This window comes from Kribbella sp. NBC_01245, assembly GCF_036226525.1.
Classification (GTDB): Bacteria; Actinomycetota; Actinomycetes; order Propionibacteriales; family Kribbellaceae; genus Kribbella.
On record NZ_CP108487.1, the window covers coordinates 6,043,004 to 6,059,823 of the forward strand.

The following is a 16,820-nucleotide window of genomic DNA, read 5'->3' on the forward strand; positions in this document are numbered from 1 at the left end:
GTTTAGCGTTGATTCATCCGAATACGCCCGCCTACGTAGGCGATCGAGGTGACCGCTGTAGAGAAGGGGCGAGCGGATTCAGACGAATCAACGCAAGGGGAAGGTGCTAGCGGTTGTCGCGGATGCGTTTGGCTTTGCCTAGGGAGCGTTCTAGGGCGTGGGGAGCGACGATTTCGATGGTGGCGGTGACGCCGATGCGGTCCTTGATTTGGCGTGCGAGTCTGCGAGAGAGGTCGTCGGGGTTGGTGGTGCCGGGGGCGGCTTCGACTTGGACGGTGAGTTCGTCGAGGCGCCCGGGGCGGGTGAGGATGCAGAGGTAGTGCGGGGTCAGGCCTTCGATGGTGAGGATCTGCTCCTCGATCTGGGTCGGGAAGACGTTCACCCCGCGGACGATCATCATGTCGTCGGTGCGGCCGGTGATCTTCTCCATCCGGCGCATACCCGGCCGAGCCGTTCCGGGCAGCAGCCTGGTCAGGTCGCGGGTGCGGTAGCGCAATACCGGGAAGGCCTGCTTGCTCAAGGTGGTGAAGACCAGCTCGCCCATTTCGCCGTCCGGGAGCGCCTCGCCAGTGACCGGGTCGATGATCTCCGGATAGAAGTGGTCCTCCCAGATATGCAGGCCGTCCTTGGTCTCGACGCATTCCTGCGCGACGCCCGGCCCCATCACCTCGGACAGTCCGTAGATGTCGACGGCGTGCATCCCCGTCCGGGTCTCGACCTCCGTACGCATCTGCTCGGTCCACGGTTCCGCGCCGAAAATGCCCACCCGCAAGGAGGTCGACGCCGGATCGATGCCTCTGGCAACCATTTCGTCGATGATGGCGAGGAAGTACGACGGGGTCACCATGATCACCTCGGCGCCGAAGTCGCGGATCAGGTCCACCTGTCGCTCGGTCATGCCGCCGGAGACCGGGACCACCGTGCAGCCGAGGCGCTCGGCCCCGTAGTGCGCGCCGAGCCCACCGGTGAACAACCCGTAGCCATAGGCGACGTGGCAGACATCCCCGGCGCGACCGCCCGCCGCGCGAATCGAGCGAGCCATCAACCCGGCCCACGTGTCGATGTCCGCCGCGGTATACCCAACCACCGTCGGCCGACCCGTCGTACCCGAAGAGGCGTGCACGCGAACGACCTGCTCCCGCGGTACGGCGAACATGCCGAACGGGTAGTTCGCCCGAAGGTCCTCTTTTGTGGTGAACGGCAACCGCGCCAGGTCCTCGAACGACTTCAGGTCATCCGGCGCGAACCCCACCCCATCGAGCGCGGCCTTGTAATGCGGAACATTCTCGTACGTCGACCGCACCGTGGCGCGTAACCCAGCCAGCTGCCGCGCGCGCAACTCGTCGACGGAAAGCCGCTCGCCTTCATCCAGCAGCTCGGCCGGACACGCCTCGCCGAGGAACGTCACGGCCGCTCCAGCAGGGTCGCGATGCCCTGGCCCACCCCGATGCACATCGTGGCGAGCGCGTACCGGCCCTCGCGGTGCCGCAGTTCCAGCGCGGCGGTCAACGCGAGTCGGGCGCCACTCATGCCGAGCGGATGACCGAGGGCGATCGCGCCACCGTTGGGGTTGACGTGGTCCGCGTCGTCGGGCAGCCCGAGCTTTCGCAACACCGCCAGCGACTGCGACGCGAACGCCTCGTTCAACTCGATGACGTCGACGGCCGACAACGCCACGCCGTACCGCTCTAGGAGCTTCACCGTGGCCGGCGCCGGACCGACGCCCATGATGCGTGGCGCCACGCCGGCCGCGGCCGTGCCGACGACGCGGGCGAGCGGGGTCACGCCGTACCGCTCGACTGCTTCGCCGCTCATCACCAGCAGCGCGGCGGCGCCGTCGTTCACGCCCGAGGCGTTGCCGGCCGTGACGGTGCCGTCGGCCTTGAACGGCGTCTTCAACCGGCCGAGCGCCTCGAGCGTGGTCTCGCGCGGGTGTTCGTCGACCGAGACCGTGACGGGTTGACGGCCGGGCACGGTGACGGGCGTGATCTCCTCGGCGAGGCGGCCGTTCGCGATGGCCTTGGCGGCTCGCTGCTGGCTCCGCAGGGCGAACTCGTCCTGGTCGACGCGGGAGATACCGAAGTCGGCCGCGACGTTCTCCGCGGTCTCGGGCATCGAGTCGATGCCGTACTGCTCCTTGAGGACCGGGTTCACGAAGCGCCAGCCGATGGTGGTGTCGTAGATCTCGGCGTTCCGCGCGAAGGCGGTCGTTGCCTTCGGCATCACAAAAGGTGCCCTGGACATCGATTCGACTCCACCCGCGATGATGATGTCGTTGTCCCCGGCAATGATCGATCGAGCGGCCGAGGCAACGGCGTCCAAACCCGAACCACACAAGCGATTCAGTGTCGAGCCAGGCACGGTAGAAGGCAATCCGGCCAGCAGTACGGCCATGCGCGCGACGTTGCGGTTGTCCTCGCCGGCCTGATTCGCACACCCCAGTACGACGTCGTCAATCGCCGCCGGATCAACCGACGTACGCGCCATCAGCGCGCGGATCGCGTGCGCCGCGAGGTCGTCCGGGCGAACCGCGGCGAGCGCGCCGCCGTACCGGCCGATCGGGGTGCGAATACCGTCGACGAGATAGGCCTGGCGGGTCATGCGTGCTCCTCCACAATGGTGCCGCCGATCTGACGGCTACGGCCGCGGAACTCCGCGATCAACTGGTCGCCACAGCGGACCGTGACGTCGTAGATGCCATTCCGACCGTACGACGCGCGCCCGACCGCCTCGGCCACCAGCACGTCGCCGCGCTGCGCGGGTGCCACGAAGACGATGTCGCAGGCCTGGGCCACGGTCGTCACGTTGCCCGAATTGCAGGCGAACGAGAAGGCCGAGTCCGCGAGCGCGAAAACGAAACCGCCATGCGCCATGCCATGCCCGTTCACCATGTCATCGCGAATCGTCATCTCCACCGTCGCGCGACCGGCGCCGACGTCGACAATGCGCATCCCGAGGCCGACGCTGGCGGCATCCTCAGCCCACATCGCAGCGGCCACCCGCTCGGCCAGTCGGTCGTCCACGAAATCACCCTCTTGTGACACCAAGTTCACGAATCGGCAATTGACTGTAACATCGAGTCTGTCCGAAGTGTCCGGCGTTTGCTGTTCCTTGGCGCTTGCGGCGCCCAGGCACGCACCTCGCGGCACTGGAGAAACATCCACGATGCTCCGCATCGAGGACGCTTCTCCAGCACCGCGATGCACGCACCTGAACACCGCAATCACTCAAGGAACAGCAAACGCCGGACACTAGGCTGAAGGTACGACCCCGACCGACTCTGGAGCCCTCATGACCTCGGCACCCGTAGCCCTTGCCGGATCCGACTGGCTGGCTGCCCATCGCGAACGGCTCGATGGCGCCCTGGCGGCGATCCACAGCCGTGGCTATTACTCCGCGTTCCCCGAGTCGCCGAGCCCACGCGTGTACGGCGAGACCGCCGCCGCGGACGGCCAGGCCGCGCTCGACGCGCACCGCGGTTCGACGTACGACGTGACGACGCCGGGTGCGAGTGGCACGGTCAGCACCGAGCGCTCGCCCTTCGGCGTACCGCTCGACGTGCAGTACCCGCATGTCGTCGAGGACGGGCTGGACGAGCTGCTCACGGCTGCCCGAAAGGGTCTGACCGACTGGCGAAAGGGCGGGATCGACGGCCGCGTCGGCGTTGGCCTGGAGATCCTCGACCGGCTGCACAAGCGCGTCTTCGAGCTGGCGTACGCCGTGCAGCACACCAGCGGTCAGGCTTTCGTGATGGCGTTCCAGGCCGGCGGCGCGCACGCGCTGGACCGGGCGCTGGAGGCGATCGCGTACGCGTATGAGGAGATGAACCGCTACCCGGCGACCGCCGAGTGGGAGAAGCCTGCGAAGGGCGACCCGATCCGGCTGGCGAAGGACTTCACGGTCGTCGGCCGTGGCGTCGCGCTGGTCATCGGCTGCAACACCTTCCCGACCTGGAACTCCTGGCCCGGCCTGTTCGCCTCGCTGGTCACGGGCAACGCCGTCGTGGTCAAGCCGCACCCGCTGGCCGTGCTGCCGCTCGCGATCACCGTCTCGGTCTGCCGCGAGGTGCTGGCCGAGGCCGGCTTCGACCCGAACCTGGTCACCCTGGCCTGCGAGCACCCCGGCGACGGCCTGGCCAAGCCGCTGGCGACCCGCGACGAGGTCAAGCTGATCGACTTCACCGGTGGCAACGAGTTCGGCGAGTGGCTCGAGCAGAACGCCAAGCAGGCCACGGTTTTCACCGAGAAGGCCGGCGTCAACGCGGTCGTGATCGACTCGACCGACTCATTCAAGGCGCTGACCGGCAACCTGGCCTTCACGCTGTCGCTGTACTCGGGCCAGATGTGCACCACCACGCAGAACCTCTTCATCCCGGCCGACGGCATCGAGACCGACGAGGGCCACAAGACGTTCGACGAGGTCGCCGCGGGCCTGGCCAAGGCGATCGACCGGCTGCTCGGCGATGACGCCCGCGCGGTCGAACTGCTCGGCGGCATCGTCAACGAAGGCGTCATCAGCCGCCTCGACCTGGCCCCGGAGTACGGCGACGTAGTGCTGGCCTCGCGCGCGATCGAGCACCCGGCCTTCCCGGACGCCGTGGTCCGTACGCCGCTGCTGGTCGCGCTCGACGCCAAGGACGAGGACACCTTCGCCAAGGAGTGCTTCGGGCCGGTCTCGTTCCTCATTCGCACGGGTGGCACCGAGGAGTCGATCGACCTGTTCGCGAAGACGGTCACGGAAGGCGGTGCCATGACGGCAGGCGTCTACTCGACCGACTCCGCCGTACTGGAGGACATGCGCGAGGCGGCCCTCGATGCCGGCGTGGCCCTGTCGGAGAACCTCACCGGCCAGGTCTTCGTCAACCAGTCGGCGGCCTTCAGCGACTTCCACGGCACGGGCGCGAACCCGGCCGCGAACGCGACCTACACCGACGGCGCGTACGTCGCCAGCAGGTTCCGGGTGATTCAGTCTCGCCGTCACATTGCGTGAGATAGCCACTGCAGAGGAGTGACTTTCCGTAGATCGATTTTGCTTGAATTCGTTAAATTGTGACTCTTTGTCCGCAAAGCTTGCCAATTGATCCCCAGTTGTGAATACTCTGCGTTAGCTGAGAGTGCGGTCAACGGGGGCTCTCTCGGTCAGCGGGGAAGTCTGGGGCGGGTGTCTTCGGTGCGCGCGGCGACGGTCTTTCGTAGTCGCGCGCACCGGCGCACACAGGCGGGATATGGCAGGTTTGTCCCATGCCGCTCGCCGAGGTTCTGACCTACTACGACTCCCTGCTCGATTTCGCCCGCGGATATCTGCGCGTGCCCGGAATCCAGGCCGCCGTGCACGCCGAGGGCCGAGTCGCCTTCGCCGGCTCGTACGGCCACGCCGATGTCGAGAACGACGTCGCGCTGACCGACCGCCACTTGTTCCGGATCGCCTCGCACTCCAAGACCTTCACCGCGACGGCCGCCTTCCAATTGGCCGAACGCGGTCGCCTCCGCCTCGACGACGAAGCCGGTCAGTACGTCGTCGAGCTGGCGGGCCGCCCGGCCGGCGCGTTGACCATCCGCGAGCTGCTCGGGCACACCTCGGGCCTGACGCGGGACAGCTCCGCCGCCGACTTCTGGCAACTGCGCGGTGCCTTCCCGGATCGCGCGACACTGCTGGAAATCCTGTCCGGCCCGGATGCCGACGTGATCGCGCCGAACGAACGCTTCAAGTACTCGAATATCGGCTACGGGTTGCTCGGTCTGATCGTGGAAGCCGCCGGTGGTACGTCGTACAACGCCTACGTGCGCAAGGAAATCGTGGCCCGCCTCGGGCTGTCCGACCTCGGTCCGGAGCTCGAGCCGGAACGGCTTGGCGAGTACGCCGCCGGTTATAGCGCTCTCGCGTATGCCGACCAGCGGGTGCCGATCGAGCATGTCGACACTCGCGATCTCGCTGCCGCGACGGGCTTCTACGGAAACGCGAGCGACCTCGTGTCGTACTTCGCCGCGCATCTTCCCGGGGATGAACGGCTTCTGACCGACGCGTCGAAGCGGGTGATGCGGCATCCGCAGTGGCAGGTCAAACCCGACCAGACCGAGGGGCGTTACGGTCTCGGGTTGAGCGTGGTCAAGGTCGGCGAGCGGGACGTGTTCGGCCATGGTGGGGGTTATCCCGGGCACATCACGCGCTCGTTGGTCGATCCGGAGTGTGGGGTCGCGGTCTCGGTCCTGACCAACGCGATCGACGGGCCGGCGTTGCAGCTGGCTAGCGTTTTCTTCAAGCTGCTGGACCTGGCGGGAGATCCGGTAGAGGGCGTCGACCTGTCGCGGTTCACCGGGCGCTTCGCGAACCTGTGGGGTGTGACCGATGTGGTCCAGTTGGGTGGCCGGTTGTACGCGATGGACCCGACTGAGGTGGATCCGACGGCTGAGGCGGTGCCGCTCGCGCTGGTCGGCGACTCGTCGCTGCGGGTTGGGGGCGGTAATGGGTACGGCGCTTTTGGTCAGGCGTACGAGTACACGTTTGACGAGGGTGGACGCGCGACTGGCGTGCGCGCGCCGGGTGGGCTCACGCTCGAGCCGCTGGGTACCTTCCAGCTGCCGCCGCGCGTCACCACGTAGCGTTCGACGTATGACCATCCACGGGGACCACCCGTTCCTGCCGCCGGAATCCGATCGCAGCCCGGTACGACGGTTTCGCGGCCGCTTGCCGTCGCCGGTCGGGCTCTGGACGACGTCGTACGAATCGGGTCGTGCGGGTCTGACCGTTTCGTCGATGGTGATCGCGGATGGGGAGCCCGGGTACGTCGTTGGGTTGCTGGACCCCGAATCCGATCTGTGCGAGATGTTGCTCAAGGCAAGGACTGCCGTGGTGTCGCTGCTCGGCGAACCACACCAGCAGCTGGCAGACGCCTTCGGGTACGTCGCTCCGGCTCCAGGCGGGCCGTTTCGGATGGCGGAGTGGACGGATACCGAATGGGGACCGGCGCTTGCGTCAGCGACCACCTGGGCGGGGTGCCGTCTGGCGGAACCGCCTCCGCGCGAGATCGGCTGGTCCCTCGAGGTAATCCTGGAAATCCAGCACGTCGAACTACTCCCGGACACCCAGCCGCCCCTGGTCCACCGCCGCGGCCGCTACCTCCTGAGCTAGCGCGCTTGCCCCCGGCCGCCTCGGCCAGCCGAACCACGCCAACGCCGGCAAACTCCCGCTGGTCGGCACCCCCTAAGCCCTGCGTCGATTGGTCTGAAGCGGTCGAATCCAGACCAATCGACGCAGCGTTGGACGGTTGTTTGCCGTGTCCGGGGGCCGGTTAGAGTTCTGGGATGTTTGCTACCACGATTCATGCGGCGTTTGATGTTCGGCTTAGTGAGGTGGCGGATCCGACGATCGAGCGGCCGACTGATGCGGTTGTGCGGATTGTGGCGGGGTGTATTTGTGGGTCGGATCTCTGGTCGTATCGCGGCGAGAACTCGATCACCCCGGGCAGCCGGATCGGGCATGAGCACGTTGGTGTGGTGGAGGCGGTCGGGGCTGACGTGCGTACCGTCAAGCCCGGTGACTTTGTCATTACGCCGTTCATGATCAGCGATGGGACCTGCCGGCACTGCCAGGCCGGGATGTACTCGGCCTGCTCGGACGGCGGCTTCGTGTCGAACCTGCCGGCCGATGGTGGGCAGGGGGAGTTCGCGCGCGTTCCGCATGCCGACGGGACCTTGGTGGCAACGCCGGAGATGCCCGACAAGTCGATGGTGCCGTCGTTGCTGACGTTGTCCGACGTGATGGGCACGGGGTGGCATGCCGCCGTGTCCGCGCGGGTTCAGCCCGGCCACACCGTGGTCGTAGTGGGCGATGGCGCGGTCGGGCTCAGCGGCGTACTGGCTGCTTCCCGGATGGGCGCGGAGCGGGTCGTCGCGATGTCCCGGCATGAGCCGCGGCAGCGAATCGCCCGCGAGTTCGGCGCCACGCACGTGATCGCGGAACGAGGCGACGCCGCCGAAGCCGCCGTACTGGAGTTGACCGATGGCGTTGGCGCGGACGCCGTACTCGAGTGTGTTGGTACCGGGCAGGCCATGACCACGGCGTTCTCGGTCGCACGGCCGGGCGCGACGGTCGGGTTCGTCGGCGTGCCGCACGGGGTCGACGTACCGATCGGGAAGATGTTCGGCAAGAACGTCGGGCTGGCCGGCGGGCTCGCGCCGACGCGGGCGTATCTGCCGCAGCTGATGGCGGATGTGCTGTCCGGGGCGATCAACCCGGGGCTGGTGTTCGACCAGGAACTGCCGCTCACGGAGGTTGCCGAGGGCTACAAGTCGATGCACGAGCGGCGCGCGATCAAAACCCTGCTCTGGCCGTGAAAATCGGTTACCTTCATCGGGTGCGTACCACTTCACTACTCAGTGTGCTGACCGTCTTTTCGGCCGGGCTCCTGGCCGCACCCCTGACCGCTTCGGGCGCCTCAGCCGCCTCGGACGCTTCGGCTGTTGAAGCAGCGCCTTCGTGTTCGGTGCGGATCCCGGCGCGGATCGCGGTCGGCTCGCCGTACCAGGCAGTGAAGGTGACGCTCGCGCCGGACTGTGCCGCCGCCGGCGTGATCGACGCTTACTGGACGGCGTACCACCCGACTGCCGGCGGTACGGCGTTCGCGGCGTTCGAGGCGAAGGCGCGCACGGGTGTGGTCGACGTGTACGACTTCGATCCGCTCGGGCATTGGAGTTGGCGGCCGAGTGGTGCCTTCGGCAAGGACTTCAAGCCGGTCAAGCAGAACTACCTGGCCAGCGTGGTGAAGGTCAGCTCGTGGTCGCGACTAACGGCCACTCGCGCCGGCCGGAAGGTCACGCTGACCGCCGCGGCCGCACGCTACGCCGCCTCGCTCGACCGCTTCGTCCCTTGGGCCGGCGCCTCGGGTCAGCTGCAGTACAAGGCGCCCGGCGCGACGCGATGGATCCCGCTGAAGTCGGTGAAGACCACCGCAGGCGGCCGCTACACCTACAGCTACCTGATGGCGACGACCAGGGACTATCGCGTCTACTTCCCGGCAACCGGCCTGATCTGGAATATCGCCAGCCCAACCGTCCGCAAGTAAGCCTCGCCCGGTTTTGTCGGAGCTCTCCTCTAGCCTGACCCCGGGGGCCGCCCGCACTGGGCGGACTATGACTAGTGGGGGTTGGACTCATGCGTTCACGTCTTCTGTTGACCACCGGTGCGCTTCTCGTCGGTTTGGTTAGTTCTTCCGGGGTCTCCGCGGCCGGTCCAGCAACTCTGAAGTCCGTGAGCACCAACTCGGCCGGACAGTACAGCTACACCTACACGGTGAGCGTGATCCGTGACTACCGCGTGGTGTTTCCATCCACGCCGGTGATCTGGGGCTCGACCAGCAAGCTCGCGCAGCGGTAGGCGTTTTCCCAGCGGGACAGTGGTTTGCGGGCAGGGCGAATCGCCCGGAATTCGTTGGCCAGTGTTCGCCTCTGTGCGTCTCTGTGCGCATACTGACCCATCAGTGTTTCCTGGTGGACGCGCTCTCATCTCACTGGGTGCAAGCCGGTCACGTCTGCGCAACGCGCCTGCGCGGAACGTTGACACTCGGCTCGCGTTGCGCACAGAGTTGTGGCCGTCAAGGGGGCAACGTTGTCAGCCAGCTCTTTGAGCTGAACGGAGAGTGAACAAAATGCGTGGTGGGATGAGCAAGGCCGTCGCGGTGCTCGGTGCCGCAGGCCTTCTCGCTGTCAGTGCGTGCGGGAACAGCGGCGGCGACAGCGGAGACTCGGCCAGCAAGGATGTCACCGTCTTCACCTGGTGGGCAGACGGTGGTGAAAAGGCAGGGCTCGACGGCCTCGTCTCGGTGTTCAACACCAAGTGCAAGGACTACAAGTTCGACAACGCGGCTGTCGCGGGTGGGGCCGGCGCGAACGCCAAGCAGGTGCTGGCGAACGACCTCGCTTCGGGCAATCCGCCGTCGACCTTCCAGGCGCACGCCGGTGCCGAGCTGAAGGATTACATCAACAACGGACAGGTCGAGGACGTCAGCCAGCTGTACAAGGACTTCGGTCTGGACGCGGCGTTCCCGAAGAGTCTGCTCGACAACCTCACCGTCGAGGGCAAGATCTACTCGATCCCGGCCAACGTGCACCGCGCGAACGTGGTGTGGGCGAACCCGGCCGTGCTGAAGAAGGCCAATATCGACGCGACCAAGGCCCCGGCCTCCGTCGACGCGTGGATCGCTGACCTGGACAAGCTGAAGGCCGCCGGCGTCAAGGCTCCCCTCGCCACCTCGAAGGGCTTCGCTCAGGAGATGGTGCTCGAGGTCGTGCTGCTGGCCGAGCTCGGTCCGGACAAGTTCACCGGTCTGTGGAACGGTTCGACAGACTTCAACGGTGCCGACGTCACTGCCGCGCTGCAGAAGTACGCGAAGCTACTGACGTACACGAACACCGACCGCGAGGCCGTCGACTGGCCGGATGCACTCGGCTACGTGAACAAGGGGCAGGCCGCTTACACCGTGATGGGTGACTGGGTCGCCGCGCAGCAGCTCTCCGAAGGCGTAGCGGAATCGGCGTACACCTACTGGCCGGCTCCGGGGACCGCGGGCAACTTCCAGTACCTGGCCGACTCGTTCACCCTGCCGGTGAACGCGAAGACCCCGGATGGCGCCAAGTGCTGGCTGGACGTGGTCGGTAGTGCCGATGGCCAGAAGGCCTTCAACACCAAGAAGGGTTCGATCCCGGCGCGTTCCGACGCGGTTGCGACCGACTACCCGAAGTACCAGCAGGCCGCGATGGCCGACTGGAAGAAGGACAAGATCGTGCCGTCCTGTGCGCACGGCGCGGCCTGCACCCTCGGCCAGAACGACAGCATCCTCTCGGCGATCGGTCAGTTCAGCGGTAAGCCGGACGTTCCGACGCTCCAGAAGGCGCTCGCCGCCGCGGCTAAGACGTCTTAATGCACGGAAGGATCCGGACCTGGGGACCGGGGGCGCTTGTTCTGCTGCCGACGGTCCTGCTGCTCGGGTACTTCGTCTACGGGCTCATCGGCTGGTCGGTCAACACCTCGTTGACCGGCCGGCACACCGCCCGGCGAGGTCCCGCCGAGTACGTCGGGTTCGACAACTACGTGAACCTGTTCGGCGAGGATCGGTTCCTGAACTCGCTGAAGAACCTCGGCGTGCTCACGGTGGTCTTCATCCTGGGCACGCTGGTGTTCGGCCTGATCTGGGCGTTGTTGCTGGAGAAGGGCGTCACCGGCGAGGGCATTTTCCGGTCGGTCTTCCTGTTCCCGATGGCCATCTCGATGATCGCGTCGGGAGTCGTCTGGGGCTGGCTGCTCAACCCGTCGCAGGGTGACGAGGCCCGCGGTCTGAACCGGCTGTTCGGCATCGCGAACCTGGACTTCCTGCAGAACGCCTGGTGGACCGGCGGCAGTCGCTGGACCACGATGGCGTCGATCGCGCTGCCGGCCATCTGGCAGCTGTCGGGTTACATCATGGCGCTGTTCCTGGCGGGCTTCCGGGGGATCCCCGGCGAGCTTCGCGAGGCGGCGCGTGTTGATGGCGCGAGCGAGTTCAAGCTGTACCGGCACGTGCTGTTCCCGCAGTTGTCGCCGATCGCGCTTTCCGCGTTGATCATCCTCGGCCATATGTCGCTGAAGCTGTTCGACCTGATCTACGCGATCACCGGGCCGAACCAATTCCGCACCGAAGTGCCATCCGTCTACATGTGGAACACCTTGTTGCGCAGCGATATGGCGAAGGCGGCGGCCATCTCGATCGTGCTGCTCGTCGTCGTCGCGATCCTGGTCGTGCCGTACGTCGCCTACACCGTCAAGCAGGAGAGTGAAGAGTGAGCGCCACCGCTGCGGCCGAACAGCCGGCATCGAAGGCGCTCCGGGCCAAGCCGCCCCGGAGCTCGATCGCGGACGGATCCACCCGGCTCAGCCGGACCGTGCGCTATCTGATCCTGCTGCTGTTCCTGTTGTTCGTCCTGATGCCGGTGTACGTCGTCATCATCACCAGCTTCAAGACCTCGGCCGACACCTCCGCCGCCGAGCAGTGGAGTCTGCCCTCGACCTGGACGCTGGAGCCTTGGCAAAAGGCCTGGGACATTCTCCAGCCGTACCTGGTGCGATCGCTCAGCCTCGCGGTGCCCGGCGCGATCATCGCGTCGTTGCTGGGATCGGCCAACGGGTTCGTACTGGCCCGCTGGCGCTTCCCCGGGGCGAACCTGGTGTTCGCGTTCATCCTGTTCGGCATGTTCATCCCGTACCAGGCGGTGATGCTGCCGTTGCGGACGACGTTCCAGACGCTCAACATCACCCAGGGTGTGCCGACGCTGCTGGTCGCGCACGTCATTTACGGCATCCCGATCTGCACGCTGATCTTCCGGAACTACTACGCGACCGTGGTGCCGAACGAGATCATCGAGTCGGCCCGGGTGGACGGCGCCGGTCTGGTCCAGACCTACCTGCGGATCATCCTGCCGGTGTCGATCTCGGGTTTCGTGGTGACGCTGATCTGGCAGTTCACCTCGATCTGGAACGACTTCCTGTTCGCGTTGTTCCTCACTCAGCAGAGCAACGGGCCGGTCACTCTCGGTCTGGCGGCGCTGTCGGGTGGTCAGAAGGTCGACTACGCGGCGAGTATGGCGGGTGCGCTGATCACGTCGTTCCCGACCTTGTTCGTCTACATCCTGCTGGGCCGCTGGTTCATCGGTGGTCTGATGGCAGGCGCCCTCAAGGGCTGACCACTGTAACGGGACCTCGCCTCCTAGGGGCGGGGTCCCGTTTCGTTATGGCGGGGACTCGCGCACTCATCTGCGGTGGCGGGTTCGTTCCCGGTAGCCTCGCAGACGTGGCCAAACCACGAGGCGGGGACAAGCGCCGCACCCACCTGCGGCTGGTGGGATCGTCGGATCACCCGGCTCCATCCCGCCCTGCCGGCCTGCCCGACGCCGAGCCGCGTGACGCCGTGCTCGACACCCTGCAAGAGACGCTCACGATGGACCTGGCCGCCGCTCCGGCCGAGCTGCTGCCGGTGATCGCGGAGGCCTCGGTGGCGCGATTGTCGACGATGGTCGCGGACCGGCTCTGGCCCGAGGACGCGTCCGAGGAGATCGGTGAGGTCGAGCGCCTGTTCTGGATGGACGTCGCCCGCGTACTGGCCGAGCGCCGGGATGTCGACTCGTTCATCCTGCTGACCGGATTGGCCCGCACGGTCGGCCAGGCCGGGCGCCTGCCGTTGCAGCGGGCGCTGATGACCCGGAGCCGCTTCACCGCCGACGTACCGGCGTGGGTCGAGCGCATCGCCACCTTCCGATTGACCAGCACGGTGTTGTCGGAGGACATCAGTGGCGACGGCCTCAGCGTCGTACTGGATTATGACGACGAGCATCACCCGCACACGCTGATCGTGTTCGTGGACAACAATCTCGGTGCGTTGGTGAAGGACGTTTTTGTCGGGCCGCCGTTGCAGCAGGTGGTCGACGCGTACCAGCGAGGTGGCCGGGTGACGGTCCGGACCGTGCGGCCGGCCGTTGCCGCGGGCATCATCTTGCAGGCACTCGGTGAGACGCACGAGTACGACGATCCGCCGGTGACCGACGACTTCGAATTCTTCACCGGGTTGTTGGTGAATCGCCTGACCCAGTTACCGGAACGGCCGATCCGTCCGCCGGTCCAGGCCCGCTGGTCCGGTCGGCAGCGCGATCGCCTGGTGAGCGACTTCCTGGCCTGGCCGGGCGCGGCCGAACTGCCCGAGGACGCGGCCGGGATCGCCCGGTTATGGCTGGACCACGCCCTCGACTACACCGCCGGCGGCCCGCTGCGGGTGAGCGCCGTACTGGTCGAACTCTTCATCACGCAATGGATCCCGAACAAGGTCATTGCCGATAGCAACTACTCGCGCGCGGTGCCGCCGGTGCTGAAAGCCTGGCTGCGGTTCGCGTCGGAGCGGTCCGAGGTCGACCAGGAAACACTGGCGGAGGCCGTCGACGCCGTCGACACGTGGTCGCCCGCGTTGTGGTTCCGTCCGGCCGGTGAACCCATGCCGATCCAGATCCCGACGCCGTCGGTGGAGGACCTCGAGGCGATGACGCTCGTCCTTCCCGGCATCGGCTCACCCCCACAACCCGACCTGGACGGCCTGGGCCAAGCCGACGCGGCCACCTTGGCGCTGATCGCCCCCCACGCGTGGACCCTGGCCGGCGAAACCCTCGGCCCGGCGTACGCCATCGAAGCCTTCACCCTCGCCGAACGCCTCGTCCGCGAAGCCCCCCAACTCCTCACCAAAGCCCGCCTCGCCACCTGGCCCCGAGCCATCGTCTGGTCCGTAGCCCACCGCCACGGCCTCCTCACCCCCGGCTCCTGCCTAACCCCCGTAGGCCTCGCCGGCGACCTCAACTCCTCACCCCCCACCCTCCGCAAAACCGCCAAACTCCTCCAAGACACCCTCGACCCCGGCACCTGAGGCGGACCGCCAGGTCCACACGGCGGCCCTTTCGCCCTCATCCGGCCCGTTTCGGGGCACCGTGTGGACTTGGCGGTCCACCAAGTCGGAAGGCCGCGTTTCTCTCTGCCGCGAGTGGTCGCGTCTGGTCCACATGGCGGTCGGATGCGGCCACTCGCGGAGTGGGGAAATGGGTGGCGCACAATGGGGGGATGCGATTGCGGGCGCCGGAGTTGAAGGGGCGGAGTTGGCTTAATACGGGGGGTGTGGCGCTGGGGTTGGGGGATTTTCGGGGGCGCTTCTTGCTCTTGGATTTCTGGACGTTTTGTTGTGTGAACTGCCTGCATGTGCTGGATGAGTTGCGTCCGTTGGAGGAGAAGTACGGGGATGCGCTCGTGGTGGTGGGGGTGCATTCGCCGAAGTTCGCGCATGAGGCGGATCTCGAGGCGATCAAGGCGGCCGTAGAGCGGTATGAGGTGGGGCATCCGGTGCTGGATGACCCGGAGTTGATCACCTGGCAGAACTACACCGCCCGGGCTTGGCCGACGTTGGTGCTGGTCGATCCGAATGGGTACATCGTCGCGCAGTACTCGGGCGAGGGGCATGCGCATGCCCTGGACGCCCTGCTGGCCGAGGCCATTCCGGAGTACGAGGCCGCCGGGGCGTTGACGCGCGGCAAGTCGCCGTACGTCGCGCCGAAGCCCGAGCCGACCGATCTGCGTTTCCCGGCCAAGGCCATCACCCTGCCGAACGGCAACCTCCTGGTCGCGGACGCCGGCCACCACAGCCTGGTCGAGCTCGCCACCCACACCCAAGCGCCCGGTCACAAGAGTCCGATGAACGGCGACACGCCTGGTCAGAAGGGTCCGATGAACGGCGACGCGCCGCGTCACAAGGGTCCGATGAGCGGGGACGCCGAGGGCGTGGTGCGGCGGGTTGGGTTGGGGGAGCGGGGGTTGGTTGATGGGGTGGAGGCGCGGTTTTCCGAGCCGAATGGGCTTGCGCTGTTGCCCGAGGACGTCGCGTTAAAGGTCGGGTATGACGTTGTGGTTGCGGATACGGTCAATCACGCCTTGCGGGGAGTGGCGCTTGCTGATGGCAACGTTCGGACGTTGGTCGGGACGGGGGCGCAGTGGATGGACGGTGACGGGACCGACGTACTGAGTTCACCCTGGGATGTCGCGTGGTGGCAGGACCGGGTTTGGATCGCGATGGCGGGCGTTCACCAGTTGTGGACGTTTGACCCGCTGACCGGGGTTACCGAGGTCGCCGCCGGTACGACGAACGAGGGGCTGCGAGACGGTGAGCCGAAGCAGGCCTGGTTCGCGCAGACGTCCGGGTTCGCGGCGACGGCGGAGCGGCTGTGGTTCGTGGATTCCGAGACGTCATCGTTGCGCTGGATTTCGCAAAGCAACGAGGTGCATACGGCGATCGGAACCGGGCTGTTCGATTTCGGCCTGCGTGGTGGGAAGGCCGAGGAGGCGTTGTTGCAGCACCCACTCGGTGTGACGGCGCTGCCGGATGGCTCGGTGGCGATCGCGGACACCTACAACGGTGCCGTACGGCGCTTCGATCCGGCGACCGGTTTAGTGGAGACCATGGCGACCGGGCTGGCCGAGCCGAGCGGCGCAGTGGTCGCCGGCAACGAGCTGCTGGTGGTGGAGTCGGCCGCGCATCGGCTCACCCCGGTGCCGCTGGGGGCGTCGGCCGAGATCAACGAGTTCAGTACGCGGACCCAGCGTCCGCCGACGCCGATCGCGGGTGGCGAGATCACCCTGGAGGTGGTGTTCGAGCCGCCGCCCGGGCAGAAGCTGGACGACCGCTACGGGCCGTCGACCCGATTGATGATCACGTCGACGCCGACCGAGTTGATACGGGAAGGCGCTGGCGATTCGACCGACCTGGTCCGGCGGCTGGAGATCGATCCGCGGGTCGGTGACGGCGTACTGCATGTGGCTGTGCAGGCGGCGTCATGCGACAACTCAGACGAGGTCGAGTTCCCGGCCTGCCACCTGCACCGGCAGGACTGGGGTGTGCCCGTCGTGGTCTCGCCGGACGGGCCGCCCCGGCTCGAGCTGGTGTTGTCCGGAGCCGCTACTCCTTGACGTCGCGGTGGTCTTCCTCCACCACGCGGTACTCCTCTTCGACCGCCGGGTCCAGCGCCTCGTTCGGCACGCTGCGGCGTCGGTTGGTGATGTAGAAGGAGAGCGCGATGCCGAGGGCGCCGGCGGCCATCAGGACGAACCCGACGACCGTGAGATCAACCGCGTCCCATGAATCCCTGACGGCGAAGGCCAGAATGGCGCCGACCGCAAGCAAGAAGATGCCAACACCGATGCTCATGCCGAGTCTCCTCTGAGTGTGGCCAGACACTTCGACGCTACGCCGCGTCCACTCGCCAGGTAACCCC

General features: G+C 66.8%; 15 protein-coding genes. 11 read left to right on the top strand and 4 right to left on the bottom strand.

The annotated features are described in order from the left end of the window. Window positions 1-106 precede the first annotated feature (106 nt). Genes paaK through paaI form a run of 3 tightly spaced genes read right to left on the bottom strand, consistent with a single transcriptional unit; the run spans window position 107 to window position 3,176 of the window. Window positions 107-1,408, bottom strand: a complete 1,302-nt coding sequence (gene paaK / locus OG394_RS27580) for a phenylacetate--CoA ligase PaaK (RefSeq protein WP_328990006.1) — start codon at window positions 1,406-1,408, stop codon at window positions 107-109. Beyond that, a complete protein-coding gene (pcaF, locus tag OG394_RS27585; RefSeq protein ID WP_328990007.1) occupies window positions 1,405-2,601 on the bottom strand; it encodes a 3-oxoadipyl-CoA thiolase in 1,197 nt (398 codons plus the stop codon). Before pcaF ends, paaK begins: the two co-directional genes overlap by 4 nt. Continuing rightward, on the bottom strand, window positions 2,598-3,176 hold the full coding sequence (paaI, locus tag OG394_RS27590; protein ID WP_328990008.1) for a hydroxyphenylacetyl-CoA thioesterase PaaI: 579 nt from the start codon (window positions 3,174-3,176) through the stop codon (window positions 2,598-2,600). The genes pcaF and paaI overlap by 4 nt, the downstream gene beginning before the upstream one ends. Window positions 3,177-3,291: 115 nt before the next feature. On the opposite strand from paaI, the gene paaN reads away from it, so the two are divergent. From paaN to OG394_RS27645, 11 genes are all read left to right on the top strand, one after another. After that, complete coding sequence (paaN, locus tag OG394_RS27595) at window positions 3,292-4,989, top strand: phenylacetic acid degradation protein PaaN (RefSeq protein WP_328990009.1); 1,698 nt, start codon at window positions 3,292-3,294, stop codon at window positions 4,987-4,989. Window positions 4,990-5,240: 251 nt separating this feature from the next. Continuing rightward, window positions 5,241-6,599, top strand: a complete 1,359-nt coding sequence (locus OG394_RS27600) for a serine hydrolase domain-containing protein (RefSeq protein WP_328990010.1) — start codon at window positions 5,241-5,243, stop codon at window positions 6,597-6,599. Window positions 6,600-6,609: 10 nt separating this feature from the next. Further along, window positions 6,610-7,128, top strand: a complete 519-nt coding sequence (locus OG394_RS27605; RefSeq protein ID WP_328990011.1) for a flavin reductase family protein — start codon at window positions 6,610-6,612, stop codon at window positions 7,126-7,128. 173 nt (window positions 7,129-7,301) lie between these two features. Then, window positions 7,302-8,333 (top strand): zinc-dependent alcohol dehydrogenase family protein, encoded by a 1,032-nt coding sequence (locus tag OG394_RS27610; protein WP_328990012.1) that lies wholly within the window; start codon window positions 7,302-7,304, stop codon window positions 8,331-8,333. Window positions 8,334-8,353: 20 nt separating this feature from the next. Then, on the top strand, window positions 8,354-9,061 hold the full coding sequence (locus OG394_RS27615; RefSeq protein WP_328990013.1) for a hypothetical protein: 708 nt from the start codon (window positions 8,354-8,356) through the stop codon (window positions 9,059-9,061). A 185-nt stretch (window positions 9,062-9,246) separates the two neighbouring features. Then, window positions 9,247-9,372 carry a hypothetical protein gene (locus OG394_RS27620; protein ID WP_328990014.1) on the top strand — a complete coding sequence of 42 codons (126 nt, stop codon included), beginning with the start codon at window positions 9,247-9,249 and terminating at the stop codon, window positions 9,370-9,372. Between the two features lie 271 nt (window positions 9,373-9,643). After that, on the top strand, window positions 9,644-10,915 hold the full coding sequence (locus OG394_RS27625) for an ABC transporter substrate-binding protein (protein ID WP_328990015.1): 1,272 nt from the start codon (window positions 9,644-9,646) through the stop codon (window positions 10,913-10,915). Beyond that, window positions 10,915-11,814 carry a carbohydrate ABC transporter permease gene (locus OG394_RS27630; RefSeq protein ID WP_328990016.1) on the top strand — a complete coding sequence of 300 codons (900 nt, stop codon included), beginning with the start codon at window positions 10,915-10,917 and terminating at the stop codon, window positions 11,812-11,814. The genes OG394_RS27625 and OG394_RS27630 overlap by 1 nt, the downstream gene beginning before the upstream one ends. Then, the gene (locus OG394_RS27635; protein ID WP_328990017.1) at window positions 11,811-12,710 is read left to right on the top strand and encodes a carbohydrate ABC transporter permease; all 900 of its coding nucleotides are present in this window, start codon (window positions 11,811-11,813) and stop codon (window positions 12,708-12,710) included. Before OG394_RS27630 ends, OG394_RS27635 begins: the two co-directional genes overlap by 4 nt. Window positions 12,711-12,817: 107 nt before the next feature. Continuing rightward, window positions 12,818-14,431 (top strand): hypothetical protein, encoded by a 1,614-nt coding sequence (locus OG394_RS27640; protein WP_328990018.1) that lies wholly within the window; start codon window positions 12,818-12,820, stop codon window positions 14,429-14,431. Between the two features lie 191 nt (window positions 14,432-14,622). Beyond that, window positions 14,623-16,515, top strand: a complete 1,893-nt coding sequence (locus OG394_RS27645) for an NHL domain-containing thioredoxin family protein (RefSeq protein WP_328990019.1) — start codon at window positions 14,623-14,625, stop codon at window positions 16,513-16,515. On the opposite strand, the gene OG394_RS27650 is transcribed toward OG394_RS27645, so the two are convergent. After that, a complete protein-coding gene (locus OG394_RS27650; RefSeq protein ID WP_328990020.1) occupies window positions 16,505-16,753 on the bottom strand; it encodes a DUF6458 family protein in 249 nt (82 codons plus the stop codon). The two genes, OG394_RS27645 and OG394_RS27650, sit on opposite strands and share 11 nt — an antisense overlap. Window positions 16,754-16,820 lie beyond the last annotated feature (67 nt).

Bases quoted from the DNA above. Each gene is read 5' to 3' on its own strand.
- pcaF (WP_328990007.1), bottom strand. From the start codon at position 2,601: ATGACCCGCCAGGCCTATCTCGTCGACGGTATTCGCACCCCGATCGGC.
- paaI (WP_328990008.1), bottom strand. From the start codon at position 3,176: ATGCGGAGCATCGTGGATGTTTCTCCAGTGCCGCGAGGTGCGTGCCTG.
- paaN (WP_328990009.1), top strand. From the start codon at position 3,292: ATGACCTCGGCACCCGTAGCCCTTGCCGGATCCGACTGGCTGGCTGCC.
- OG394_RS27600 (WP_328990010.1), top strand. From the start codon at position 5,241: ATGCCGCTCGCCGAGGTTCTGACCTACTACGACTCCCTGCTCGATTTC.
- OG394_RS27605 (WP_328990011.1), top strand. From the start codon at position 6,610: ATGACCATCCACGGGGACCACCCGTTCCTGCCGCCGGAATCCGATCGC.
- OG394_RS27610 (WP_328990012.1), top strand. From the start codon at position 7,302: ATGTTTGCTACCACGATTCATGCGGCGTTTGATGTTCGGCTTAGTGAG.
- OG394_RS27625 (WP_328990015.1), top strand. From the start codon at position 9,644: ATGCGTGGTGGGATGAGCAAGGCCGTCGCGGTGCTCGGTGCCGCAGGC.
- OG394_RS27630 (WP_328990016.1), top strand. From the start codon at position 10,915: ATGCACGGAAGGATCCGGACCTGGGGACCGGGGGCGCTTGTTCTGCTG.
- OG394_RS27645 (WP_328990019.1), top strand. From the start codon at position 14,623: ATGCGATTGCGGGCGCCGGAGTTGAAGGGGCGGAGTTGGCTTAATACG.
- OG394_RS27650 (WP_328990020.1), bottom strand. From the start codon at position 16,753: ATGAGCATCGGTGTTGGCATCTTCTTGCTTGCGGTCGGCGCCATTCTG.